This window comes from Massilia sp. TS11 (assembly GCF_022012445.1).
Lineage (GTDB): Bacteria > Pseudomonadota > Gammaproteobacteria > Burkholderiales > Burkholderiaceae_D > Telluria.
This window is the reverse complement of the sequence record NZ_JAKLTS010000007.1, coordinates 205,161-224,789: the sequence shown is the minus strand read 5'-3', so window position 1 is coordinate 224,789 and position 19,629 is coordinate 205,161. Positions and strand designations below refer to the sequence as shown.

Annotated in this window: 22 protein-coding genes and 1 tRNA gene; 9 read left to right on the top strand and 14 right to left on the bottom strand. The window is 67.8% G+C overall.

Annotation, left to right across the window (positions count from 1 at the left end; genetic code table 11):
* Positions 1–92: 92 nt before the first annotated feature.
* A complete protein-coding gene (locus tag LZ005_RS13095; RefSeq protein WP_237808515.1) occupies positions 93–1,064 on the bottom strand; it encodes a nitronate monooxygenase family protein in 972 nt (323 codons plus the stop codon).
* 124 nt (positions 1,065–1,188) lie between these two features.
* Here LZ005_RS13095 and LZ005_RS13090 point away from each other — a divergent pair, with 124 nt between their 5' ends.
* Positions 1,189–2,019 (top strand): outer envelope protein, encoded by an 831-nt coding sequence (locus LZ005_RS13090; protein ID WP_237808514.1) that lies wholly within the window; start codon positions 1,189–1,191, stop codon positions 2,017–2,019.
* An 809-nt stretch (positions 2,020–2,828) separates the two neighbouring features.
* Here LZ005_RS13090 and LZ005_RS13085 read toward each other — a convergent pair.
* Genes LZ005_RS13085 through LZ005_RS13075 form a run of 3 tightly spaced genes read right to left on the bottom strand, consistent with a single transcriptional unit; the run spans position 2,829 to position 4,329 of the window.
* Entirely contained in the window at positions 2,829–3,722 is an 894-nt protein-coding gene (locus LZ005_RS13085; RefSeq protein WP_237808513.1) for an MBL fold metallo-hydrolase, read from the bottom strand.
* Positions 3,719–3,910 carry a DUF1289 domain-containing protein gene (locus LZ005_RS13080; protein WP_237808512.1) on the bottom strand — a complete coding sequence of 64 codons (192 nt, stop codon included), beginning with the start codon at positions 3,908–3,910 and terminating at the stop codon, positions 3,719–3,721. The genes LZ005_RS13085 and LZ005_RS13080 overlap by 4 nt, the downstream gene beginning before the upstream one ends.
* Positions 3,907–4,329, bottom strand: a complete 423-nt coding sequence (locus LZ005_RS13075) for a thioesterase family protein (protein ID WP_237808511.1) — start codon at positions 4,327–4,329, stop codon at positions 3,907–3,909. The genes LZ005_RS13080 and LZ005_RS13075 overlap by 4 nt, the downstream gene beginning before the upstream one ends.
* A 44-nt stretch (positions 4,330–4,373) precedes the next feature.
* Here LZ005_RS13075 and LZ005_RS13070 point away from each other — a divergent pair, with 44 nt between their 5' ends.
* Both LZ005_RS13070 and LZ005_RS13065 read left to right on the top strand, forming a co-directional pair.
* Positions 4,374–5,204, top strand: a complete 831-nt coding sequence (locus LZ005_RS13070) for an AraC family transcriptional regulator (RefSeq protein WP_237808510.1) — start codon at positions 4,374–4,376, stop codon at positions 5,202–5,204.
* A 20-nt stretch (positions 5,205–5,224) separates the two neighbouring features.
* Entirely contained in the window at positions 5,225–6,184 is a 960-nt protein-coding gene (locus tag LZ005_RS13065) for a DMT family transporter (protein WP_373889328.1), read from the top strand.
* A gap of 5 nt (positions 6,185–6,189) precedes the next feature.
* Here the strand turns inward: LZ005_RS13065 and LZ005_RS13060 are convergent, their stop codons facing one another.
* On the bottom strand, positions 6,190–6,579 hold the full coding sequence (locus LZ005_RS13060) for a VOC family protein (protein WP_237808509.1): 390 nt from the start codon (positions 6,577–6,579) through the stop codon (positions 6,190–6,192).
* A 69-nt stretch (positions 6,580–6,648) separates the two neighbouring features.
* Between LZ005_RS13060 and LZ005_RS13055 the strand changes: the two genes are divergently transcribed.
* A complete protein-coding gene (locus LZ005_RS13055; protein ID WP_237808508.1) occupies positions 6,649–7,383 on the top strand; it encodes a DeoR/GlpR family DNA-binding transcription regulator in 735 nt (244 codons plus the stop codon).
* Here the strand turns inward: LZ005_RS13055 and LZ005_RS13050 are convergent.
* Genes LZ005_RS13050 through LZ005_RS13025 form a run of 6 tightly spaced genes read right to left on the bottom strand, consistent with a single transcriptional unit; the run spans position 7,380 to position 12,799 of the window.
* Complete coding sequence (locus LZ005_RS13050; protein WP_237808507.1) at positions 7,380–7,640, bottom strand: SemiSWEET transporter; 261 nt, start codon at positions 7,638–7,640, stop codon at positions 7,380–7,382. The genes LZ005_RS13055 and LZ005_RS13050 overlap by 4 nt on opposite strands.
* Entirely contained in the window at positions 7,640–8,779 is a 1,140-nt protein-coding gene (locus tag LZ005_RS13045; RefSeq protein WP_237808506.1) for a two-component system response regulator, read from the bottom strand. Before LZ005_RS13045 ends, LZ005_RS13050 begins: the two co-directional genes overlap by 1 nt.
* Position 8,780: 1 nt before the next feature.
* The gene (locus LZ005_RS13040) at positions 8,781–11,795 is read right to left on the bottom strand and encodes a response regulator (RefSeq protein ID WP_237808505.1); all 3,015 of its coding nucleotides are present in this window, start codon (positions 11,793–11,795) and stop codon (positions 8,781–8,783) included.
* A 41-nt stretch (positions 11,796–11,836) separates the two neighbouring features.
* Entirely contained in the window at positions 11,837–12,031 is a 195-nt protein-coding gene (locus tag LZ005_RS13035; RefSeq protein ID WP_237808504.1) for a cysteine-rich CWC family protein, read from the bottom strand.
* Positions 12,028–12,213, bottom strand: a complete 186-nt coding sequence (locus LZ005_RS13030) for a zf-HC2 domain-containing protein (protein ID WP_237808503.1) — start codon at positions 12,211–12,213, stop codon at positions 12,028–12,030. The genes LZ005_RS13035 and LZ005_RS13030 overlap by 4 nt, the downstream gene beginning before the upstream one ends.
* A 10-nt stretch (positions 12,214–12,223) precedes the next feature.
* Entirely contained in the window at positions 12,224–12,799 is a 576-nt protein-coding gene (locus LZ005_RS13025; RefSeq protein WP_373889332.1) for a sigma-70 family RNA polymerase sigma factor, read from the bottom strand.
* 126 nt (positions 12,800–12,925) lie between these two features.
* Here LZ005_RS13025 and argB point away from each other — a divergent pair, with 126 nt between their 5' ends.
* Together argB and LZ005_RS13015 are read left to right on the top strand one after the other, a co-directional pair.
* On the top strand, positions 12,926–13,852 hold the full coding sequence (argB, locus tag LZ005_RS13020; RefSeq protein WP_237808501.1) for an acetylglutamate kinase: 927 nt from the start codon (positions 12,926–12,928) through the stop codon (positions 13,850–13,852).
* Positions 13,853–13,894: 42 nt separating this feature from the next.
* A tRNA-Thr gene (locus tag LZ005_RS13015) sits at positions 13,895–13,969 on the top strand.
* Positions 13,970–13,979: 10 nt separating this feature from the next.
* Here LZ005_RS13015 and LZ005_RS13010 read toward each other — a convergent pair.
* A complete protein-coding gene (locus LZ005_RS13010) occupies positions 13,980–14,879 on the bottom strand; it encodes a TraB/GumN family protein (protein WP_237808500.1) in 900 nt (299 codons plus the stop codon).
* A gap of 89 nt (positions 14,880–14,968) precedes the next feature.
* Here LZ005_RS13010 and slmA point away from each other — a divergent pair, with 89 nt between their 5' ends.
* The 3 genes from slmA to LZ005_RS12995 all read left to right on the top strand — a co-directional run bounded on the left by slmA (position 14,969) and on the right by LZ005_RS12995 (position 18,025).
* Positions 14,969–15,544, top strand: coding sequence for a nucleoid occlusion factor SlmA (gene slmA, locus LZ005_RS13005; RefSeq protein ID WP_237808499.1), 576 nt, complete (start codon positions 14,969–14,971; stop codon positions 15,542–15,544).
* Positions 15,545–15,547: 3 nt separating this feature from the next.
* On the top strand, positions 15,548–17,359 hold the full coding sequence (gene pabB / locus LZ005_RS13000; RefSeq protein WP_237808498.1) for an aminodeoxychorismate synthase component I: 1,812 nt from the start codon (positions 15,548–15,550) through the stop codon (positions 17,357–17,359).
* Positions 17,360–17,422: 63 nt separating this feature from the next.
* Positions 17,423–18,025: a DUF6058 family natural product biosynthesis protein gene (locus LZ005_RS12995; RefSeq protein ID WP_237808497.1), complete on the top strand. Its 603-nt coding sequence runs from the start codon at positions 17,423–17,425 to the stop codon at positions 18,023–18,025.
* On the opposite strand, the gene ftrA is transcribed toward LZ005_RS12995, so the two are convergent.
* Together ftrA and LZ005_RS12985 are read right to left on the bottom strand one after the other, a co-directional pair.
* Positions 18,011–18,967, bottom strand: coding sequence for a transcriptional regulator FtrA (ftrA, locus tag LZ005_RS12990; protein WP_237808496.1), 957 nt, complete (start codon positions 18,965–18,967; stop codon positions 18,011–18,013). The two genes, LZ005_RS12995 and ftrA, sit on opposite strands and share 15 nt — an antisense overlap.
* Before the next feature lie 44 nt (positions 18,968–19,011).
* Positions 19,012–19,608: a glutathione peroxidase gene (locus tag LZ005_RS12985; RefSeq protein ID WP_237808495.1), complete on the bottom strand. Its 597-nt coding sequence runs from the start codon at positions 19,606–19,608 to the stop codon at positions 19,012–19,014.
* Positions 19,609–19,629: the final 21 nt, after the last annotated feature.

Here is a 19,629-nt window from a genome sequence, read left to right as displayed (position 1 = left end):
TAGATCAAACATGCTCGTTTTGCGCGGCTGCGCAGTTTCCGGCTTGCAGGACCACGGCAAACGAGCAGGTTTGATACAAGGCGCGCCGCGCCTCAGTCACTGCCCGCGCACAGGCGCCGTTTTGCCGCCACGTATTCAGCCTGCAGACGCGCCACCATCTCAGCCACGGTCGGCACATCGTTCATTAGGCCGACGCCCTGGCCCGCGCCCCAGATATCGCGCCAGGCCTTGGCGCCAGTGTTGCCGCCCGAGCCGAAATTCATCTTGCTCTTGTCGGCTTCGGGCAGATTGTCCGGGTCCAGACCAGCCGCCTCGATCGACTGGCGCAGGTAGTTGCCATGCACGCCCGTGAACAGATTGGTGTAGACGATGTCGGCCGCGCTGGCCTGCACGATGGCGTCGCGGTAGCCCTGGCTGACATTCGATTCCTGCGTGGCCAGCCAGCGCGAGCCGATGTAGGCCAGGTCCGCGCCCATGGCCTGGGCGGCCAGAATGGCGTCGCCGCTGGCGATCGAGCCGCTCAGGGCAATCGGACCATCGAAGAATTTGCGCACCTCGCCCACCAGCGCGAACGGCGACAGCGTGCCCGCGTGGCCGCCGGCACCGGCCGCCACCAGAATCAGGCCATCGACGCCCGCCTCCAGCGCCTTGTGCGCGTGGCGGATCGAGATCACATCATGCAGGACGATGCCGCCATAGCTGTGCACGGCGTCGAGCATCTCCTTGGGCGGCGCGCGCAGCGATGAAATGATGATCGGCACCCGATGCTTGACGCACACCTCGACATCGCGCGCCAGCCGGTCGTTCGACTGGTGCACGATCTGGTTGACCGCGATCGGGCCGACGATGGCATCCGGATGCGCGGCCTGGTAGTCGGCCAGTTCGGCCTGCAAATCCGTGAGCCAGACATCGAGCTGCTCCTGCGGGCGCGCATTCAGCGCCGGGAAAGAACCGACAATGCCAGCCTTGCACTGGGCCGCCACCAGGGCCGGGCCGCTGGCGATGAACATCGGGGAAGCGATCACAGGCAGCGACAGTCGCTGCAGCACGGGAGGCAGGGCCATGTTTTGCTCGCAGAATCAGAATACGGGCAATCATTATGCACAAAAACGAACGGTCGTGCTACTTTTGTGCGGCTGCCGGCTGGTGTAGGATCGTGGCTAACACCTTCACTGCAGGGAATCCACCATGCCGACCACCCGCCTCTGCCTCGCCCTGTGCGCGGTGCTGGGCGCCAGCAGCGCCCAGGCGCTCGACTGGAGCAGCACCGCCGTCAGCTGGCGCTATGGCACGCAATTCGCCGAGCCCTTCAACGGCCAGGACATCCACAAGCACATCCTCGCCCTGACCCATGCCGATGGCTACCAGTACGGCAGCAACTACCTGAATCTCGATCTGCTGTTCTCGGATAAAAACGACGCGCGCAGCCTGGGCAGCGACAGCGGCGCGCGCGAGGCCTATCTCGTGTATCGCCACACGCTCGACCTGGGCAAGCTGGCCGGGCACAAGCTCGATCTGGCCGGCGCGCGCGGGCTCGGTCTGACGGCCGGCTTCGACTGGAACAGCAAGAGCGATGTCGGCTACAACTCGCGCAAGCGCATGCTGGTGCTCGGTCCGACGCTGATGTGGGAGGTGCCGGGCTTTCTGAACACCAGCCTGCTGTATCTGCACGAATCGAATGCGCCGAGCGGCCCATTCGCGCCGATTTCGCAGGTGCGTGGACGCTACACCTACAAGGGCCATGCGATGTTCAACGTGGTCTGGGGCATCCCGGTGGGCGGCGCCAGCTGGGAGGGCTATGCCAATTTCATCGGCAGCAAAGGGCGCGATGAAACGGGCGCGCCGACCGGGGCCGAGCAGAATATCGACATGGCGCTGATGTGGGACATGGGACGCCAGTGGCGCGCCGGCGTCGGCTACCAGTATTGGCGCAATAAATTCGGGAATACCGCGGTCACTACGGGCGGCAAGGGCTATCGGGCCTCGACGCCGATGGTCAGGGTCGAGTTCAAGCTGTGACGCGCGGCGCGGGTCTGAAGACCCGCCCTACGACCGTGGTGTGCGACATGGGTCTGTAAACGCGCCCTACGACTGTGATGTGCAACGCGGGTCTGAAGACCCGCCCTACGACTTTGATGCGCGACGCGGGTCTGAAGACCCGCCCTACGACTGTGATGTGCGACGCGGGTCTGAAGACCTGCCCTACGCCCGTGATGTGCGACGTGGGTCTGAAAACCTGCCCTACGACTGTGATGTGCGGCGCGGGTCTGAAGACCCGCCCTACGACTTTGATGTGCGACATGGGTCTGAAAACCCACCCTACGCCTTTGATGTGCGACGCGGGTCTAAAGACCCGCCCTACGACTTGGGATGCCCGGGTAGGGCGGGTCTTTAGACCCGCGTGCGTCGTCACCCCACATCCACCAGCATCGCCCCATCCCAGCCCAGGTAGGGCGGGTCTTCAGACCCGCGTGCGTCCTCACCCCACATCCACCAGCATCGCCCCATCCCGGCCCGGGTAGGGCGGGTCTTTAGACCCGCGTGCGTCCTCACCCCACATCCACCAGCATCGCCCCATCCCAGCCCAGGTAGGGCGGGTCTTCAGACCCGCGTGCGTCGTCACCCCACATCCACCAGCACCGCCGCATCCCAACCCGGGTGGGGCGGGTCTTCAGACCCGCGCGCGCCCTCACCCCACATCCACCAGCATCGCCCCATCCCAGCCCAGGTAGGGCGGGTCTTCAGACCCGCGTGCGCCCTCACCCACATCCACCAGTATCGCCCCATCCCAACCCGGGTAGGGCGGGTCTTCAGACCCGCGCGCGCCCTCACCCCGCATCCACCAGCACCGCCCCATCCCAGCGCGCCACGCCGGCTTTGACCAAGGCCTTGCCGACCCAGTCCGCCAACGCCGCCGCATCCCAGCCGAAGAAGCGCGCATTGGCGCGCACCAGCACCGGCACCGAGGCACACAGCGCCAGCAAATCCTCGGGCGGAATGCGGCGCCGGTCGAGCAGCAAAAATTTAATCAGCACCTTGGCCGCGTTCTGCGCATTGCGCACCGGGTCGGCCGCCAGAAAATCCAGCCGCGCATAGGCACGCGCAAGCGCACCGCGCACATCGTCGAACGGCGCACCATGGCCGGGAATCACATGGCGCACGTCGAGCTCCTTGATCAGGTCAAGCGTGGCGCGCACCTCCTCGAAGCCCGGCTCGCCGTCCAGCTCCGGGAAGACCACGCCAAAGCCGTTCTCCCACAACGCATCGGCCGCAATCAGGGTGCCATCGTCCGGCTGGAACAGCATCAGCGAATGCGGATCGTGCCCGGGCGCGCCCAGCACCTGCCAGTCCTCGTCGCCCAGGCGCAGCGTGTCGCCCGGCGCCAGCGTGTCATCGAAGCCGAAGCGCGCGATGCGCTGGCCGGTGGCCACATACGACAGGCGCGCCTCGTCCCAGGCCGCGACCTTGTCCGCTTCAGCCGCCGGAATCAGGGTGCGGCAGCCATAGGTCTCGCGCAGCAGCGCATTGCCGCCGCAGTGGTCGGAGTGCAGATGGGTGTTGATGATCTGATCAAGCGCACGCGCGCCGAGCGTGGCGCGCACCAGGGCCAGGGTCTGGTCCGCATGGCCGACGTAGCCGCTGTCGACCAGCACGGCCGACTCGCGCCCGACGAACAGCACATTGTTCGAAGACAGCCAGCCGCGTTCGAACACCTGCCTCATTCGAAGGCCTGCTGTTCGCGCCGGCGGATCTCGGCCCACACGGCGCGCTTGTAGTCCTCGCTGGCACTGCCCCAGGCGACGATCTCATCGATCGTGCGGTAGCAGCCGCGGCACAAGCCGCTGACCGGGTCCATCTGGCAGATGTCGACGCACGGCGAAGGCACCGGCCGCATGTCTTCCGGCCTCATGCCGCGCTCCCCTTGGCCGCCACGCGCGCATTGAATTTGAGCGGATCGATGACCATACGTTCGTGGGTGCCGACGCAGATGCGGTCGCACGCGTCCCAGGCCTCGACGCGAAAGCGCACGCGCCGTCCTTCGACGGCCAGCACTTCGCCTTCGATGCGCAGGTCCATGCCGGGCGGGGTCGGCGCCAGGTGCTCAAAGGCGACCATCACTCCGACCGACTGCTCGCGCGGCCAGTCCATGAATGGCATCATGCCGTGCACGCAGGCCAGCTCCATCATGCCGACCATATAGCCGGTCGCCAGCACGGCCGGCATGTCGCGGCAGAAGGCGGTGTCGTGGTACAGCTCGGGCACGGTGGCGCGCGCCGGCACCGTGTAGGACCACTGAAAACGGTGGCCAGGCTTCAGATCGGGACTCATGGCGTGATTATGCCGCGTTTGGCCAAAGCGGGCATAATGGACCGATGTTCGATCCCGCCACCGAATTCATCCGCTTCAAGACCAGCCCCCACCTGCCCGGTGTGGAGCTGTACACGGCGCGCCTGGTGGACGTGGCCTTTGCCCCGCACGTGCATGAGTCCTACTCGCTGGGCGCGATCGAACATGGGGTCGAGCGCTTTCGCTACCGCGGCAGCGAACATATCGCCCCGGCCGATACCCTGGTCACGCTGAACGCCGACGAAATCCACACGGGCCAGGCCGAAGTGGCCGCCGGCTGGACCTACCAGATGCTCTACATCCCGCCCGAGCTGATGCAGGAACTGGCCGGGCGCACGGTCTGGTTCCGCGAGGCCGCCGTGCATGACCCGGCGCTGGCGCGCGCCTTCCGCCACTGGTTCAGCCAGATGTGGCAGGCGCCCGACGATCTGGCCTTCGTGTCCGGCTTTACGCCCCTGGTCGATGCCATCTGCAGCCGCTACGCCAGCGATAGCGCGCCGCAGACCGCGGGCCGCCTGGCGCAGCGCTCGGCCGCCATGGCGCGCGTGCGCGACTGCATCGAGGCCCATCTCGACGGCACCCTGCGCATCGACACGCTGGCGCGCGAGGCCGGCCTGTCGCTGTTCCACTTCGTGCGCGTGTTCAGCGCCGCCTTCGGCTGCACGCCGCAGCAGTATGTGCAGGCGCGCCGCACCGAGCGCGCCAAGCAGCTGCTCGGCCAGCGCATGCCGCCCAGCGCTGCCGCGGCGGCCGCCGGCATGAGCGATCAAAGCCACCTGACGCGCTGGTTCAAGCGCGCCTATGGCATCACGCCGGCCCAGTATCAACAGCAAATTGGTACAAGACCGCTGGCCTGAGCGCGGCTAAGCTGGGCCCCATGAAAAGTTCCGCTTTGATCGCCGGCGTCCTGTACGCCATGGGCGCCGGCATGTTCTGGGGCCTGGTCTTCGTCGCCCCGCTGATGCTGCCCGAGTATCCGGGCCTGCTGCTGTCCTTCGGCCGCTATCTGGCGTATGGCCTGATCGCGCTGCTGCTGGCCGTGGGCGACCGGCGCCGCATCCTGCGCCTGCCGCGCAGTGCCTGGATCGAGGCGCTCAAGCTGTGCGTGGTCGGCAATCTGCTCTACTACGCGCTGCTGGCCAGCGCCATCCAGCTGGCCGATGCGCCGCTGCCGACCATGATCATCGGCACCCTGCCGGTGGTGATCGCGATCGCCTCCAACTGGTCGCCCGGCCATCCGTCCGAGTCTATCGCCTGGGGCAAGCTGGCGCCGTCGCTGCTGATCATCAGCGCCGGCCTGCTGCTGGTGAACTGGAGCGAGCTGCAGCACATCGGCGCGCGCAGCCTGCACGACTATGCGCTCGGCGCCGTGCTGGCCAGCGCCGGCGTCGCCACCTGGACCTGGTACCCGATCCGCAATGCGCGCTTTCTGCGCGCCCATCCCGAGGTCGGCCCGGCCACCTGGGCCACCGTGCAGGGCCTGGCCACGCTGCCGCTGGCCCTGGCCGGCTTCCTCGGCTATGGCCTGTACGCGCACCTGAGCGGCAGCGGCTTCGCCTGGCCGTTCGGCCCGGCCCCGCTGCGCTTCGTCGGTCTGATGCTGTTCATCGGCCTGACCGCCTCCTGGCTCGGCATCCTGCTATGGAACCAGGCCAGCCAGCGCCTGCCGACCTCCCTGGTCGGCCAGCTGATCGTGTTCGAGACCCTGTTCGCGATGGCCTATGCCTTCTGCCTGCGCGGGACCCTGCCCTCGCTGGCGGTCAGCGCCGGTATCGCCCTGCTGTGCATCGGCGTGGCGGTAGGCACGCGCGCCTTCCGCCGTCACGCGGGCGCCTAGCCGCCTCAGATCGTGATTTCGACCCGGTTGCCTTCGGGGTCGAGCAGCACCGATTCGTAGTAGCCGTCCCCGGTCCAGTGGGCCGGCGACTGCAGCACCGCGCCGCCGGCCACCAGGCGCGCGGTGGTGGCGTCCACCGCCTGCTGCGAGCCGGTCGCCACGGCGATGTGGACGAAGCCCAGCGCCTGAGCCTGGGCCGTATTCGGGTTCGGCGCGATACCCGGCATCTGCATCAGCTCCAGCCGCGCCCCGCTGTCGAAGCGCAGAAAATACGAGGCGAAGCCGTGGGCCGGATTGGTGTAGCGCTCACCGGCCGCGGCGCCGAAGGCCTGCACATAAAAAGCCTTCATCGCTTCCAGATCGCGGGCCCACAGGGCCACATGCTCGATACGCATAAAACCTCACAAAACAGCACAATGTCGCGGTATACTTGCATACAACCGCACAATCACGCAAGAAGCCGCATGTTTGCTCCCGAACGCCGCCAACAGATCCTCGCAGCCCTCGAACAGGCCGGGCGTGTCGAAGTCTGCCGCCTGGCCAGCCAGCTGCAGGTGTCGGAAGACACCGTGCGGCGCGATCTGGCCGCGCTCGCGCAGCAGGGCTTTTTGCAGAAGACCCATGGCGGCGCCGTGCGCCTGGCCCAGGCCAGCCTGCCGCAGCAGGCGCGCCAGCAGCTGCATGGCGCGGCCAAACAGGCCATCGCGCGCGCCGCGGCCGGCCTCGTGGAAGCGCATATGAGTCTGTTCATCGACGCCGGCAGCAGCTGTCTGGCGCTGGCCGAGGCCCTGCCCGCCGTGCCGCTGACGGTGCTGACCAATTCGCTCGACGTGGCGCAGCTGCTGGGGCGCCGGCCCGGTATCGCGCTCAGCGTGTGCGGCGGCCGCTGGCATGCGCAGGATGGCTATCTGGCCGGGCCGCAGGCCCTGGCCAGCGTGCAGGCGGCGCGCGCCGACCTGGCTTTTCTCGGCGCCTGCGCGATTCACCCCACGTTGGGCGTGAGCGCGCAGGGCGCCGACAATGCCGCCATCAAGGCGGCCATGCTGGCGGGTGCGGCGCGCAGCGTGCTGCTGGCCGATCATTCGAAGTTCGGGGAGGTGGCGCCGCACGCGGTGGCGCCGCTGGCCGCCTTCAGCCAGGTGTTCAGCGACGATGCGCCAAGCTGGGCCGAGAACGCGGTGCTGGTCGGCGCCGCCTAGCGCTGGCGGTCAAACAGCCATTTCATCACCAGCACGGTGCCGGCCAGGATCAGGGTCACGCCATTGGCCAGAATGACCGGCCAGGCGCCGATCAGCAGGCCATACAGGAACCACAGGGCCACGCCGATCGTGAAGATCAGGTACATGCCGAGCGAGACGCCTTCGGCCGAGCGGCGCTTCCAGACCAGCCAGACCTGGGGCAGAAAACTGAAGGTGGTGCAGCAGGCGGCCAGAAAGCCAAGCAATTCGATGTTCATCAGGCGGTGCCGGTAAAAGTCTCGTGTTTGCTGCGCGCGCGCGCCATGTCATGGTCGCTGTCGGCGTAGCGCTGCGCGATCGCCACGAACTGGTCCTGGATCGCGAGGAAAGCGTCGAGTATATCCGGATCGAAGTGGCTGCCGCGCCCCGCGCGCATGATCGCCACGGCCTGCTCGTGCGACATGCCGTCCTTGTACACGCGGCGCGAGATCAGGGCGTCGTAGACATCGGCCACCGCCATCAGGCGCGCCGAGATCGGAATCGCATCGCCGGCCAGGCCCTGCGGATAGCCGGAGCCGTCCCACTTCTCCTGGTGGCCGTAGGCGATCTCCTTGGCGAAGGTGAGAAAGTCCACGGTGATGCCCAGCTCGCGCTCGGCCGCCTCGATGGCGTCGCGCCCGAGCGTGGTGTGGGTCTTCATGATCTCGAATTCATGCGGCTCGAAACGGCCCGGCTTGAGCAGGATGCGGTCGGGGATGCCGACCTTGCCGATATCGTGCAGCGGCGCCGATTTGAACAGCAGGCCGATGGTCTGCTCGTCGAGGAAGTAGCCGAAGCGCGGGTGGCTGCGCAGCTGCTCGGCCAGGGCCTTCACGTAATGCGAGGTGCGGCGGATATGGTTGCCGGTCTCGTTGTCGCGCGTCTCGGCCAGCGAGGCCATGGTGTGGATGGTGACGTCCTGCAGTGCCGCGATCTGCTGGACGCGGCGGCCGATTTCAGCCTCCAGAAACTGGTTCTGATCACGCAGGAAGTCCTGCACGCGCTTGATCGACAGGTGGGTCTTCACGCGCGCCAGCACGATCGGCGCCGAAATCGGCTTGGTGATGTAGTCGACCGCGCCCAGATCGAGGCCCTTCTTCTCGTCCTCGACTTCGCTCATGGCGGTGACGAAGATGACCGGGATGTCGCGCGTGGCGGCATCGGCCTTCAGGCGCTGGCACACCTCATAGCCGCTCATCCCCGGCATCATCACGTCGAGCAGGATCAGGTCGGGCTTGACCTCGCCGGCGGCGATCTTCAGCGCGCGCTCGCCGTTCACGGCGACCTTGGTGCGGTAGTCGTTCTCCAGCACCGCGCACAGCAGGTCGATATTGTCGGGGGTGTCGTCGACCACCAGAATCGTCGGTTTGTCTTGCATTTCAAGCCTCCTTGGCCCTTATCGCCAGTCCGAGCGCGGCGGCCGCCGCCTGCAGCTGTTCCAGCGCGCCTTCAAAATCGTATTGGCTGACCTGGCGCCGGATCGCGCGCGCATGCTCGCCCTGCCCGGCCGCCTGCAGCGCCGCCAGCAGCGGCTCCAGGCGCTTGTTGGCGCTGGCGTCGTCCTGCGCCAGCAGGGCCGCCATCTCGGCCAGCAGCTGCGGCAGCTGGTCCGGCGCCAGCACCGGCTGCGCCACGGCCGGGGCGCTGGCCGCCCCCAGCGCCAGGCTGATATGCCCCAGCAGTTCGGCCAGCACCGGCGCCAGCGCATCCAGCGCCGGCGCCAGACTGGCGCTGCCGCCCTGCGCCAGATCCTGTTCGATGCGCTCGGCCAAAGCCGCCACTTCGCTGGCGCCGATATTCCCGGCCAGGCCCTTGAGCGTGTGCGCCTCGCGCTGGGCGGCAGCCAGATCGTTGGCGTCCACCGCCGCGCGCAGGCGCGCCAATGCGTCGTGCTGGGTCTCGGCAAAGCGGCGCAGCAGCTTGCGCAGCAGGCGCGCGCTGCCGCCCAGGCGGGCCAGCGCCTGCGTCGTCTTCAGACCCGGAATCAGCGGCGCCGCGTCCTCGTCGGCGGCGGCCGGCGCCGCCGCGCTGCCCGGATTGGCCGGCTTGACCCAGCGCGCCAGCGTGGCGAACAGCTGGGCCACGTCGATCGGCTTGGCGATAAAGTCGTTCATGCCGGCGGCCAGGCACTTCTCCTTGTCGCCGACCATGGCATTGGCCGTCATCGCGATCACCGGCAGATCGGCAAAGCGCGGATTGGCGCGCAGGCGGCGCGTGGCCTCGTAGCCGTCCATCACCGGCATCTGGCAGTCCATCAGCACGCCGTCGTAGCTGCCCGCCTCCACCTTGGCCACCGCCATCGCGCCATTGCTCGCGATATCCAGGCGCACACCGGCCGCTTCCAGCAGCTCCTGCGCCACTTCCTGATTGACCTCGTTGTCGTCGACCAGCAGCAGCCAGGCGCCGCGCACGGCCTGTTCGGCGGCGCGGTTGTCGGCCTTGCGCCGCTCGCGCCGGCAGCGCGCGACTTCCTTGCCCAGCACGCGGCCGATGGTGTCGAGCAGGGTCGAGGCGCTGACCGGCTTGCTCAGCACGGCGGCGACGGCGTCGCCATCGCGCTCGGCCAGCAGATCGTCGCGGTTGTAGGCGGTCACCAGGATGCAGGGCGCCGCCAGGCCGGCCGCGCGCAGGGCCGCCAGCGCCTGCAGCCCGTTCATGCCCGGCATCTGCCAGTCCATCAGCACCAGGTCGACGGCGGCGCCGCCCTGCACCAGGGCCAGGGCCGCGGCCGCGCCGTCCACGGCCTGCGGCTGGAAATGCAGGGCCGTCAGCATGCTGGCGAAGATCTCGCGCGAGGTGGCGTTATCGTCCACCACCAGCACACGCAGGCCATCGAGGGCGCCGTCCGGCGGCGCCGGCGCAGCCAGTGGCGTCTGCGGCAGGCCAAGCCGCGCCGTGAAGTAGAAAGTGCTGCCCACCCCGGGCGTCGACTGCACGCCGATCTCGCCCTCCATCATCTCGACCAGGCGCTTGCTGATGGTCAGACCAAGGCCGGTGCCGCCGTAGTGGCGCGTGGTCGAGGTATCGGCCTGGCTGAAGGCCTGGAACAGGCGCGCCTGCTGCTCGGGCGTGAGCCCGACCCCGCTGTCGCGCACGGCCACGCGCAGCCAGACCGCATCGAGCCCGCGCTTTTCGGTGCGGATGCTCAGCACGATCTCGCCCGCATGCGTGAACTTGACGGCGTTCGAGGTCAGGTTCATCAGCACCTGCCCCAGGCGCAGCGGATCGCCGACCAGCTCACCCGGCACATCGGGGCCGATGTCGACCAGCAGCTCCAGCCCCTTGTCCTGGGCCTTGAGCACCTGCAGATCGACCACCTGCTGGATCACGTCGTCGAGATGAAAATCGGTGCGCTCAAAATGCAGCTTGCCCGCTTCGATTTTGGAAAAATCGAGGATGTCATTGATGATCCCGAGCAGATTGCGCGCCGCCCCTTCCACCTTCTCCAGATAGCCGCGCTGCTTGGGCGTGAGCTCGGTCTGCAGGGCCAGATGGGTCATGCCGATGATGCCGTTCATCGGCGTGCGGATCTCGTGGCTCATATTCGCCAGAAAATCGCTCTTGGCCTTGGTCGCATCCTCGGCCGCCACCACGGCGCGCTGCAGCTCCTGCTGGCGCGCCAGCGCCGCCATCATGTCGCGCAGCGCGGCCAGCAGCTGCCCGGTTTCATCGCGCGAGCGCACTTCGATCTGGCCATCGAGCTGGCCCTGGGCCACCCGTTCGGCGATCGCGATCGCTTCGCCGAGCGGCCGCGTAATGGTGCGCGCCGACCAGGCGAAACCGACCCCCACCAGCAGGGCCAGGCCGCCGAGGGCGCTCATGACCCAGATCGTGCGCGTCATATCGGCGCTGGCGCGGCCCGCGTTCGACAGCACGAACTCGTTTTCCAGCTTGTCGAGCGCGCGGATCTCGGTCAGCATGCGCTCGAGCGCGCGCGCCGTCATCGTATTCATCTTCGCTTCGGCAGCGGCGCGCTCGTCGGCCTCGACCAGGTCGGCCACCTCGATGAAGGAATTGAAGTACTCGTCGCGCGCGGCGGCGATGCGGCGCACCAGCTGCGGCGCGCCGGCCGCCGTCTGCGCCTTGGCCAGGCGTTCGAGCGCGCTGTCGATGCGCGCGCGCGCCTCGTCGATGCGCGCATAGCTGGCCTCGCGCGCCTTGCGCTCGCGCTGGATCAACAAGGTCACGATCCGGATCGAGGCCTCGCGCGATTCGGCCTGAATCGTGTTCATCGCCTCCAGCGCGGCCCAGTCCTCGTGCAGGATGCGGTCGGTCTCGGCGCGGATCGCCACCATGCGCAGCACCCCGGTCAGGATCACGCCGGCCATCAGCAGCATCAGGATCACGTAGCCGGCGCCGATGCGCGCGCTGATACGGATATCGGAAAATCGCATCACACTTCTCCAGTGAGCCGGCAGGCGGCCGGCGCGCGGATTCAGCCCTGGGCCGGCGGCGTCTGCGCCTGCTGGGCCGCGAGGGCCGCGCGCAGACAGTCCGGACACCAGCAGCGCGCCGCCGCCTCCTGCGGCAGCGGCAGCAGCGGCGGCAGCTGCGCGCACCAGCAGGGCGCGGCGCTGCCTTCTTCCATCGCGCAGACGAAGCTGGCGCCGCAGCGGCTGCAGGTGCTCATTCGGGCGGCAGCCGGCGCATGGCCTGGCGCAGCAGATCCATCTGGCCGTTGAAGCGGCTGCAGGCGCCGCAGGCCAGCAGATGCAGGCGCAGGCGCGTGCGCTCGAGCAGCGAGAGCTCGCGGTCGAGGCCTTCGGACACCAGGCGGTGCGCGTCCTTACACGTGATCTTCACGCCTTCCATGCTCGTCCTTTCAATCGGCTGCGCGCGCGCCGAACCAGTTCAGATCCAGACATTCGCGCAGGCGCAGGCGGGCGCGGTACAGGAGAACCCAGAGATTAGCCGCGCTGATCGCGCATTCCTTACAAATCTCTTCGGTATCGAGTTCGAGCCACTCGCGCATCATGAAAATGCGCGCCATCCGCGCCGGCAGCTTTTCCAGGCACAATTCGAGCACGCGGAAGAAGTCCTTCTGTTCGAGCACGCGCTCGGGCTCGCCCCACTGGCGCGGCAGCTCGCGCGTGTGGCCGTCGGCGGCGAACAGGGCGTCGACGGCCTCGGCCTCGCTCTGCTCGTCGAGCGGCTCGAGCGGGCGTTCGCGCGTGGCCGCGCGCAGATTGTCGATGATCTTGAACTTCAGGATGCCCGTCACATACGTACGCAGGCTCGACTGGCCGGCGAAGCGCTCGGGCTTCTCCAGCACGGCGATCAGGGTGTCCTGCACGGCGTCCTCGGCCAGCGCGCCATCGCGCAGCTGCAGCTGGGCGAAGCGCAGCAACTGGGGGCGCAGGGCTTCCAGCTGGCGGTGCAGGTCCTCGGGCGGCGGCATCATGCGCGGAGCGTAGCCGATCAGGTCTGAAAATACAACACGAAGCCCGTATAATCGCGCTGCCGGCCGCCCCCTGAGCGTAAGCAGGCTGTACAATTCACGCCAAGTTTTTTCCTGGACTCTGCCATGAAGCATTTCTCCCCCCTCTCGCCGGACGCCGCCGACAGCGACCTGTCCGGTGTGCCGCCCCAGATCAAGGCCCAAATCCTGGCAGAGGCGCTTCCCTACATCCGCAACTACCACGGCAAAACCATCGTCATCAAATACGGCGGCAATGCCATGACCGAAGAGAAGCTCAAGCACGGCTTCGCGCGCGATGTCATTTTGCTCAAGTTGGTCGGCATGAATCCCGTGGTCGTGCACGGCGGCGGTCCGCAGATCGACAATGCGCTGAAGAAGATCGGCAAGCAGGGCAATTTCGTGCAGGGCATGCGCATCACCGACGAAGAAACCATGGAAGTGGTCGAGTGGGTGCTGGGCGGCGAAGTCCAGCAGGACATCGTGATGCTGATTAATCACTACGGCGGCCAGGCCGTGGGTCTGACCGGCAAGGACGGCGGCCTGATCCGTGCACGCAAGATGGCCATGCCGGACAAGGACAAGCCGGGCGAGTTCCTCGACATCGGCTTCGTCGGCGAGATCGAGGCGATCAATCCGGCCGTCGTCAAGGCCCTGCAGGACGACGCCTTCATCCCGATCATTTCGCCGATCGGCTTCGGCCAGGACGGCCAGGCCTACAACATCAATGCGGACGTGGTGGCCGGCAAGATCGCCGAGATCCTCAAGGCCGAAAAGCTGATCATGATGACCAATATCGCCGGCGTGCAGGACAAGGACGGCAAGCTGGTCACCGACCTGTCGGCGCGCGAGATCGATGAGATGTTCGCCGACGGCACGATCTCGGGCGGCATGCTGCCCAAGATTTCGTCCGCCCTCGACGCCGCCAAGTCGGGTGTGAACACCGTGCACATCATCGATGGCCGCATCGAACACTCGCTCTTGCTGGAAGTCTTGACCGAACAGGCTTTTGGCACTATGATTCGGTCTCACTAAAAATGCAGCGGCCCACGCGGCCGCTAAATTTTTGCCGGAAAAGCCCTTGTAGCTCAGTGGTAGAGCACTCCCTTGGTAAGGGAGAGGCCACGTGTTCAATCCACGTCAAGGGCACCACTTCCCGCCGTCAGTAGACGCGCTCAAACTTCCAGCCTTTCGCTTCCAGCTTCGCAATCACACTTTGCGGCCCGACCAGGTGCAGCAGGCCGATCGCGACCACCACCTGCCCTTCCTTGTCGAGCAGCGCGCCAATGCGCTCGGCCAGCGGCCCGTTGCGCCCTTCGAGCAGCACCTTCTGCGTGAACACGCCGGAAAAACTGCTGTCGGCGGCGGCGCGCGCGGCCAGCTGGTCAATGGCGGCGCGGTCGGCATGGCCCCAGGCGTCGACCAGATCGTGCAGGTCCTGCAGCTGCTTGCCGGACTCGGCCTGTTCCAGCGCGTCGGTCAGAAAGCGCAGCTGATCGGCATCGGACAGGCGCAGGAAATGGCCAAGCTGCTCGGCCACCGATTCCAGCTCGGCCACTTTGACGCCCTTGGCGCGCGCATACGAAGCCAGATAGCTGTCGCTGGCCAGATCGGCGCGGTAGCCGGCCGCGGCGAACTGCTGCACCGACAGCACCACCGCCAGCGCCCACGGGCGCATGCCCTGCACGGCCGCAAACTGCATGCCGGCGCTGCCGAGCAGCTGGTTGAGGCGCGTGCGCTGCTGCGCGTTCAGGCTGGCATACGGGTTCGGCGCGCCAGGCGGCAGCAGCATGGCCTGCTGCATCACGCTGGCATTTTTGGCCGGATCGGCGGCCTGGTCGATCTCCAGCGCCAGCACGCGCGCCTGGGCAATCGCCTCGAGCAGACGGTTTTCGAGCGGGAAGAAATCGGGGCGGCCGACATGCATGGTGCCGAACACGACCAGGCTCTGCGTGCCCTTGCTCGCCTTGAACAGGGCGCCGCGCGGCACCGGCTCGGCGCGGGCCGGAACGAGGGCAATCAGGAACAGGCTGAAGAAGCCGACTATAATCTGACGACGCACGGAACTCTCCTCGTAAAAGCGCAGGCCAGTGTAACCCGAGGAAGCTGGCACGCGTTACAATTTCCTCAAGCCTCCAACCACCTACACACATGGCATCGACCAAGCCGGGACAACGCAAGCTGCAGATCCTCCAGGCCCTGGCGGCCATGCTCGAGCATCCGCGCGGCGAGAAGATCACCACCGCCGCCCTGGCCCGCCGGCTCGCGGTGTCCGAGGCCGCCCTGTACCGCCATTTCGCCAGCAAGGCCCAGATGTTCGAAGGCCTGATCGATTTTATCGACACCAGCGTGTTCGGCCTGTTCAACCAGATCAGCGAACGCGAGGAGCAGGGCCTGGCCCAGCTTCAGGCCATGCTGCACAGCCTGTTAGGCTTTGCCGCGAATAATCCCGGCATGACGCGCGTGCTGATCGGCGACGCCCTGGTCAATGAGGACGAGCGCCTGCAGGCGCGCATGAACCAGTTCTACGACCGCCTCGAGCTGGCCTGCAAGCAGGCGCTGCGCCTGGCCGCCAGCCAGGGCCATGGCTCGGAGGCCGAAGTGGCCTCGCGCGCGAGCCTGCTGGTCAACTACGTGACCGGGCGCTGGCACCGCTTTGCCAAGAGCGGCTTCACCCACCATCCGCTGGACGGCGCGCCGCACCAGATCGCCTTGCTGCTGAGCTGAACGATGTCCCTGCCGTCCTGCTTCGTCCTGCTCGACGACGCGCGCGAAGACGCCGTCTCGCGCCTGTTCACGGGCCACGTGCGCACGCTGCGCGCGCGCGACCTGGGCGAGTGGCCAGCCCTGCTCGAGCAGCTGCACCAGGCCTCGCAGGACGGGCTGTATCTGGTGCCGCTGTTCAGCTACGAACTGGGCCAGCATCTGCACGGCCTGCCGGCCAAGCCCCTGCCCGGCCCGCTGGCCGAAGTGCTGGTGTTCACCCGGCGCGACAAGCTCCAGCATGCCGAGGTCGATGCCTGGCTGGCGGCGCACAGCAGCGGCAGCGCCGGCCTCAGCGCGCTGCACGCGAATCTCGACGCCGACCAGTTCGCGGCCGCGATCGACCGCATCCGCGCCTACATCGCGGCGGGCGACACCTACCAGGTCAATTACACGCTGCGCCTGCGCGGCGAAGCCTATGGCAGCCCGCTCGACCTGTTCCGCCGCCTGCGCGCGCGCCAGCCGGTGCCGTATGGCGCCCTGGTCCAGCACAGCGACGGCAGCGCCGTGGTCTCGCTCTCGCCCGAGCTGTTCGTGCGCCACGACGACGGCCTGCTGACGGCGCGCCCGATGAAGGGCACGGCCGCGGCCAGCGGCGACCCGGCCATCGACGCCGAACGCGCGCGCGCCCTGGCCGCCGATCCCAAGAACCGCGCCGAAAACCTGATGATCGTCGACCTGCTGCGCAATGATCTGGGGCGGGTGGCGGCCACCGGCAGCGTGCACGCGCCGGCCCTGTTCGAGGTGAACCGCTTCGGCGGCGTGCTGCAGATGACCTCGACCGTGCAGGCGCGCCTGCGCAGCGGCGCCAGCCTCGGCGACATTCTCGACGCGCTCTACCCGTGCGGCTCGATCACCGGCGCGCCCAAGCGCCGCACGATGGAAATCATCGACGAACTCGAGCCCGACGCGCGCGGCCTGTACACGGGCGCGATCGGCTGGATCGATCCGCCCTTCGATGCGCACCTGGTGGGCGACTTCTGCCTGTCGGTGCCGATCCGCACCGTGCTGCTGCAGGCGCCCCGGCATGGCCTGCGCCAGGCCGAACTGGGCGTGGGCGCCGGCATCGTGTATGACAGCGTGGCCGCCGACGAATGGCAGGAGAGCCTGCTCAAAGCCCAGTTCCTCAGCGGCCTGCGCCACGAGTTCGAACTGTTCGAGACCCTGTACGCGAGCAGCACCGACGGGGTGCGCCATCTGGAGCGCCACCTGGCGCGTCTGCAGGCCAGCGCCGCCTACTTCGGCATTGCCTGCGACGTCGAAGCGCTGCGCGCCGCTGTCCGCAGCCACGCGGCCGGCCTGGGCGAGGGCGCCTGGCGTGTGCGCCTGAGTTTGCAGCCGGATGGCAGCCATCAGCTCAGCAGCGCGCCCCTGACCCCGCTGGCGCCGCGGGTGCGCGTGCTGCTGGCCGACACCCCGACCATGGCCGACGATCTGTGGCTACGCCACAAGAGCAGCCAGCGCGCGCGCTACGACGCCGCCTGGCGCGCGGCCGAGGCCGCAGGCGCCTTCGACACCCTGTTCTTCAACGAACGCGGCGAACTGACCGAGGGCGGGCGCAGCAATGTCTTCGTCAAGCTCGACGGCCGCTGGCTGACCCCGCCGCTGAGCTGCGGCGTGCTGCCCGGCGTGATGCGCAGCGTGCTGCTCGCGGACCCGCGCCTGGGCGCGCGCGAAGCCATCATCCGCCGCCACGAGCTGCGCCGCGCCGAAGACCTGCTGGTCTGCAATGCCGTGCGCGGCGCCGTGCAGGCCGAGATCGCGTCCGCCACCGAGTAGTCCGGCCGCATGCTTCGGCCCGGGCCGACACATCGGCCGGCCACCCCGCCCTAGAATGGGCGCATGGAACTTCTCGACTACCTGTATGCCCACGGCCTCAGCGAGCCGGCCCTGCTGGCCGCGCTGGGGCTCACCCGCCCACAGCTGCTGGCCCTGGCCGGCATGCCCCAGCCCAGCTACCGGCTGCGCATCTCGCTCAGCTGTATGTCCTTCTTCGGCACCCATGCCGCGGCCGACCGCCTGGCCATCTACGGCCGCGGCTATGTCGGCTGGGGCCGCGCGCTGCTGGACGGGGCGAACGGCTTGGCCCTGTTCACGGCGCGCTACCGCCAGCGCCTGGCCGAGATCGGCGGCCTGGCCCTGGCCACACCGGCCCAGCTGGCCAGCGAATGGACCCATTTTTTGGACGGCACCTATGGCCTGTGCACGCGCAGCGGCCTGCCCGAGGAAATCGCGGAAAAAGAATGGGCGATCCAGCGCCTGCGCGCGCTGAGCGCAAGTGAGCAAGCACTCACTGCCGACGACATGCAGGAAATCCGCCACTGGATCGCGCGCCTCGATGCCGTCAGCCCGGCCTTTGCGCCGCATGAGCGCTCGCGCAGTTCACGCGCCACCTGGATCGACGGCCTGCGCGCGCGCTATGGCCTGGGCTCAGACGCGCTCTGAAAACTCGCGCCGGTAGGCGGCCGGGGTGGTAGCCGTCAGGCGGCGGAAATGGTGACGCAGGCTGGCTTCGCTGCCAAAGCCGCAGCGGGCGGCGATCTGCGCCAGGCTGAGCGTGCCCGTTTCGAGCAGGTCCTTGGCCACGGCCACGCGCTCGTGGATCAGCCATTCGACCGGTCCCATCCCCGTGGCCTCCTGAAAATGCCGCTGCAGCGTGCGCTCGCTCATGGCCGCGCGGCGCGCCATGCTGGCCAGGGTATGCGGCTCGGCCGGATGGGCGCGCACATGGTCGAGCAGACGCGCCAGGCGGCCGTGCTCGTCGCGCGCCATCGGGCGCGGCAGAAACTGGGCCTGGCCGCCGGCGCGGTGCGGCGGCACCACCAGACGCTGCGCGACCAGATTTCCGACACGCGCGCCGTAATCGCGCCGCACCAGATGCAGCAGCATGTCGAGGCCGGCGGCGGAACCGGCCGAGGTGATGATCTGCCCGGCGTCGACATACAAATCGTCGCGCTGGACCCGGATGCGCGGATAGCGCGCCGCCAGCCGGTCGGCATAGCGCCAGTGGGTGGTGGCGGCCAGCCCGTCGAGCAGGCCGGCCGCGGCCAGCACGAACACGCCCGAACAGATGCTGCACAGGCGCGCGCCGCGCGCGGCCGCGCGCTGCAGGGCCGCCAGCAGCGGCGCCGGCGGCAGTTCATCGGGATCGCGCCAGCCGGGGATGACGATCAGATCGGCCTGCTCCAGCAGCTGCGGCTGGTAAGGCGCGTCCACCTGCACCCCGCCCAGCGCGCGGATCGGCCCGGGTTCGATCGCGCAGACGGCGAAGCGGTACCAGTCGACCCCGAGCTCGGGACGGTCGAGGGCGAACAATTCCACCGTGCAGCCGAACTCAAAGGTGCACAGGCGGTCGTAAGCGAGGGCGAGGACGAGCGGAGCCGGCATGGCGTCATCTTAACGCATGTAAAGATGACGCCATGCCGTTGGACTTACTTGGCGGCCAGGTCTTTCTCGATTTCGGCGACCAGGGTCTTGTCTTCGGGCGTGACCTTGCTCGGGTAGAAGCTGATGACCTTGCCTTCGCGGTCGATCACATACTTGGCGAAGTTCCAGCCCGGGGCCTTGCCGGTGATCTTGGTCAGCTGGGCGTGCAGGGGATTGGCTTCCGGCCCGATCACCGAGGACTTGGCGAACATCGGGAACTTCACGCCATAGGTGTTGTAGCAGAAGTCGGCGATTTCCTTGCTCGAACCGGGCTCCTGCTTGCCGAAGTCATTCGAGGGGAAGCCGAGCACGACCAAACCCTTGTCCTTGTAATTGGCGTAGAGTTTTTCCAGGCCTTCGTACTGGTTGGTGTAGCCGCAATAGCTGGCCGTGTTGACCACCAGGATCACCTTGCCCGCGTACTGGCACAGGTCCTGCGGCGCCTCGTCCTGCAGACGCTTGAAATTCTGTTTCAGGATGGCCGGACAGGCGGCCGGCGCGGCGGCGGCGCCCATCGTGGCGGCCTGGCCGGCGGCGGCCGGGGCGCTCAGCAACATGGCGGCGGACATCAGGGTCAAGACACTCACACAAGCTTTGAACATGATCGACTTCCTGTGGTCTAA